The 4774-nt window shown below is 34.9% G+C and carries 5 protein-coding genes and 1 tRNA gene; all 6 read left to right on the plus strand.

The window, feature by feature from the left end; genetic code table 11:
* On the plus strand, positions 1–1313 hold a 1313-nt coding region (locus HRT72_09110; GenBank protein NQY67864.1), incomplete at its 5' end, for an FAD-dependent oxidoreductase.
* 58 nt (positions 1314–1371) lie between these two features.
* Positions 1372–1445: transfer RNA gene (locus HRT72_09115), tRNA-Arg, on the plus strand.
* Positions 1446–1581: 136 nt separating this feature from the next.
* Entirely contained in the window at positions 1582–1818 is a 237-nt protein-coding gene (locus HRT72_09120) for an acyl carrier protein (protein NQY67865.1), read from the plus strand.
* A gap of 70 nt (positions 1819–1888) precedes the next feature.
* Positions 1889–3016 carry a hypothetical protein gene (locus HRT72_09125; GenBank protein NQY67866.1) on the plus strand — a complete coding sequence of 376 codons (1128 nt, stop codon included), beginning with the start codon at positions 1889–1891 and terminating at the stop codon, positions 3014–3016.
* Positions 3017–3166: 150 nt separating this feature from the next.
* Complete coding sequence (locus HRT72_09130) at positions 3167–4348, plus strand: D-alanyl transfer protein (GenBank protein ID NQY67867.1); 1182 nt, start codon at positions 3167–3169, stop codon at positions 4346–4348.
* Between the two features lie 2 nt (positions 4349–4350).
* Positions 4351–4774: AMP-binding protein (locus tag HRT72_09135; protein NQY67868.1), on the plus strand; the 424-nt coding region annotated here is incomplete at its 3' end.

Here is a 4774-nt window from a genome sequence, read left to right on the forward strand (position 1 = left end):
ACTTCGCGAACCAGTTTGTTGGTATATTACCAGATAGCGGACATTACCCGATTGATATTTATGCCGATTTGTACAGATGGGATTCTACCGTGCTTCATCCATTTGAAATTGGCGTTGAGTATTACAACCAGTTCCATACCGATGATAGAGACAGACTTCCGGTTTGGCCTTACACTAATATGAACAACTACGATAACGAGAAGCACATGCAGCTTAAAAACATTGTTTACATGAAAGATGGCAAACGTGTTAATGCGCAAGACGATCCTACTTATGAAGAAGCGCTTTTAGCTTGGGATAAGATGATGGAGTACGATGGTGAGCCAATGTCTTACTCAGACATTTTGGAACTACAAGGCATAAACGAAGGAGACCTTATATGGACTTTATTAGAAGACATTAGAGGTGCAGGAACACACGGCACTTCTCTTCATCGCTTATTTAGCCAACACAATACAAGTAAAAAACTAGGTAAGATTACCCGTGGTGAAGACAAAGACGGATACCGATTTACTCAGTACGGACACAACGTATATTATGTAGACGTTCCTTACAAGCAATTCTTAGACACCCTTTACTTTCAACCAATACACAACAAAGGGTTAATACAGTACAACAGTCCGGTTGTTAAGGTTGATTACACGCAAGACCCAATTGTAGTTACCGACGAAGCCGGAAAAACCTATACTACTAACCATGTAGTGTCTACTGTTTCTACTGGTGTATTACAAAGTGAGATCATTGAATTCGTACCAGCTCTACCAGCTAGTAAAGTGGAAGCATACAATAAGTTAAACATGGACGCTGGAATGCGCATGTACCTTATGTTTAAAGAGCCTATCTGGGAAAAAGACGACATCTGGGAAATTTATGGCGCCGGATACTCTACACGTTGCTGGGTACCTGCTATGTTCCGTAGAGAAGGCGTAAACGACCGCAATGTACTACAATGCTACATAATGGGTGAAAGAGCAGATTACGTACTCCAACCAGATGTAGACGTAGAGGAAACAATTGTTAAAGAACTCGACGCTATTTTTGGTGGCACTACTGCTTCCGACAACTTCGTGAATTCTTTCTACATGGACTACAAGGCTAACCCATACATAAGAGGTATCTATACGTACAGAGCTGAAGGTGTAGAAGCTGGAACACCAAATGCAAGAGAGATATTGGCTGAACCAGTTGGTGACAAGCTTTTCTTCGGTGGCGAGGCAAGTAACAATGGCAACAACTCTACGATATTTGGAGCCATGGAAACGGGGTTACGCTGTGCACAAGAGATCCTTAAAGCAAAGGGAGAAAAAAAATAATCTTTTTGTAACCGAAAACTGAATTTAGCTGTTAAATTTGCAGCCTCTTAATTGAGATGGTCTGATAGCTCAGCTGGATAGAGCATCTGCCTTCTAAGCAGACGGTCCCAGGTTCGAATCCTGGTCAGATCACAGAATAGGACAAACTGGTTTCTTTACTAGTTTGTCCTTTTAGCTTTCCCTCGTATTCATATAAACAAAAAACCTATTGAATAATAATATTTATTCAATCATTATAAAGTAATTTTGATTGTATCATTATATGATTATGGAAGTTTTTCTAATCGAAAAAATTGAGGAGATTGCGTTTGCCAAAGTAAAATTGGACGAATCATTGTGGTCCTCCGGGGTATTGGATTCTATAACAATTGTAGAGCTAGCTGTAGAAATTGAAGCCGAATATAAAATTGACATTCCTTTTGAACAAATAAAAGAGGAGAATTTTGAGACCGTAAATCTGCTTATAAATTTTATTAATAAAAAGGTGGCAGCTACCAATGCTTAGACATATTACAATCTATCACCTTCTTCCATTATTTTTTGCTTGTGTTCTAATTTGTATTGGGTTTCCCATTATGGAACATTTTATAACAAACGAGGATGATGTCATTACGTACACGAACGTATTAATTGAAGGCAAGCAGGATAAATCCAGAGGATATTATACAAACTTTAAAATTGGAGACCAAGCAGAAATAGATTTGATTTCTTCTATAAAAAGCAGAGACCAGCTAACGCTATTTGGCTCATCAGAATTTAATCAATCTAATTATTGTTCTTACCACTACTTACCTGATTCTGTTGGTATTCCCACTTTAGGAATTGGACATGGATATCATCAACATTTTAGCATCTTATGTGAATTATTGGCGGCACATGATTATTTAGAAAATTCAAAAATATCCATTTTCATTAGCCCTGGTTGGTTTCAAACCAAAGGAACCAATTCAGAGGCATTTATTGAATTTGTCAGACCAAATTTCCTCAGTCGAATATTAGAAAATCCAAATATCGATCGAGAACTCAAGATAGAAGTTGGGAAATACATTTACAATCACGAAAAAGATTATGGACAAATATCGCACTCCATGGCTTATTTAAAACAAATATACCTTGATGATTTACCTACAATATCAATTGCAGGATTGAACTCCTATTTATCTGAAAATATTTACAAAACGCCTTACAAACTTCAAAAAGTAACTTATAAAACAGAATTGAAGACAATTTCCGAATGGAATAATACACGTGCCAAAAATCAGAGTTTACAACAGGTACAAGAGAAGTTCTTGTCAAGTGTCACTTCCAATAAAATATATGTGAATGATGACTATTATAACAAATACATACTTCGTAAAAATGGAACACATAAAGTTGGGAAAGTTAAAGATGTAGACATAGCAAACAATAGAGAGCTAGAAGATTTCCGAATGGTGGTGAAGCTGTTGACCAGTAAATCCGTCAACTGCTCCTTTGTTATTCAGCCATTAAATCCATATTACTATGAAAATATTGATAACCTAGGTTCATTAATGCTTGAATTAACCAAAGAGCTTGACAGAAATAAAATACCCTACTTAAATTTATTTGTTTCAAGCAAAGAAGAATATGAGCCAGGAACTTTAAAGGATATAATGCATTTGGGCAATTATGGATGGATGAAAATCAATAAGTTTTTAGAAAAAGAATATTATGATCGATAGGAAAAAAATATTGACCCATACAATCATCTACTTTCTTTTAGTAATCGGTTATATCCATTTATATGTTGTAGATATCGATCAATTTTTACACCCAACTGATGTTATAAAAGTAAAGTCTCAAGTAGAATTCGTCTACCAACAATTTTAATAATGGACTTTAACCAAACTCTTCCCTTTACATCCTCCGATTTCTTCATTTATTTTATATTGGCATTAGGCTTATTTGTGTTAGCCAGAAAACTTGCTAAACGGATTGTTCCATACAGAATATTATTATTAATAGTTTCTGTATCATACATCGCTATTCTATTCCCGAAGCCAATCCATCTGGGAATTCTAATATTATACTTATATGGAGCCTTTATTGCACTGAGGAAATATTATAATTACAACAACATTATACTTCCGATGGTAATCCTTTCTGCTCCCATGATAGTTATGAAGTATACCATTGCATACCCTGAGAAAATATTAAATAACAAGAATATATCTGCAGCCTCTATTGTTCAAATAGCTGGTCTTTCATATTTGGTTTTTAAAGTGATAGGACTTTACATCGACGAGAGAAAAAATCCTGGAAAAATTGGGTTAATAGATTTCTTTAATTTTTGTGCTTTTGTCCCCACTCTTCTAATAGGTCCGATTGATAGATACCAGCGTTTCAAAGCTGACACTTACAAAGGATACGATAACATATCTTCTGAGCTTTTCTCTCAAGGCATAAGCAATTTTATTAAAGGGTTATTGTACAAATTTATTATCGCTGAAAGTATACATCGGTTGTTTATTGCACATTTAATTGATGATGGGTCAATTTACTATCATGCCTCTTATATGTATAGTTATTTGTTCTATCTGTTTTTTGATTTCGCGGGCTATTCATTGCTAGCAATCGGTTTTGGGAATATGATTGGAATTGAAGTTCCAATTAACTTTAACAATCCGTTCATTGCAGTAAACCCCAAAGATTTCTGGAAACGATGGCATAAATCATTAGGTGACTGGCTGGGAGATTACTTCTTCAAACCAATCTTCAAAAATTTAGTTACCCGGAAGTTATTTAATTCAATTCAGCGGCAAAATATCGCTCTATTTTCAACCTTTCTACTCATGGGATTTTGGAACGGATTTGAGCGACACTATATATTATCTGGCATCCTGTTTGCCTGTTACTCTGTAATTCATAATTACTACGACTACCTATCTAAAAAGAACAAACGTGATGTTATATTTGGGAAAATTAATCCTAAAATCACAAAAGCGATATCCATTTTTATTATGTTTAATTCTATTGCCTTCGCTATTTATATCTTCAGCGGAAAAATATTGTAACAATGAAATTCGATTTTAGTAAGAAGGATTTTACAGACTTAAGTAGCAATCAAGAAAAGTTGGCAGTTATTGGAGATGATTTTTCTCTAACATGGAAACAATTCATTGAACAAGTAAATAAGTTATGTGATCTATTTGAAGCCAACAATCTCGAAAACTTAAAGTACCCAGTAATCATTTACGGTCATAAAAGCGCTAACACTATGGTAGCAATATATGCCATGATGAAACTCGAAATCCCATATATTCCAATCGATATTCTTTATCCAAAAGAAAGAATCTCCAAGGTTGTCCAAATTAGCAATAGTGGTCTAATCATTAATACAACATCAACAAAACTAGATATAGATAACACTTGTGAAATACAAATGGATCAAAAGAGAATTTCTTTTGAGTCTATTCCTATCACGGCCTATTCGAAACCTA

Source organism: Flavobacteriales bacterium (genome assembly GCA_013214975.1).
In the GTDB taxonomy this organism is placed as follows: Bacteria; Bacteroidota; Bacteroidia; order DT-38; family DT-38; genus DT-38.

What these genes read in the sequence shown, in the direction of transcription:
- HRT72_09130 (NQY67867.1), top strand. Translation starts at nt 3,167, where the DNA reads ATGGACTTTAACCAAACTCTTCCCTTTACATCCTCCGATTTCTTCATT.
- HRT72_09125 (NQY67866.1), top strand. Translation starts at nt 1,889, where the DNA reads ATGGAACATTTTATAACAAACGAGGATGATGTCATTACGTACACGAAC.
- HRT72_09120 (NQY67865.1), top strand. Translation starts at nt 1,582, where the DNA reads ATGGAAGTTTTTCTAATCGAAAAAATTGAGGAGATTGCGTTTGCCAAA.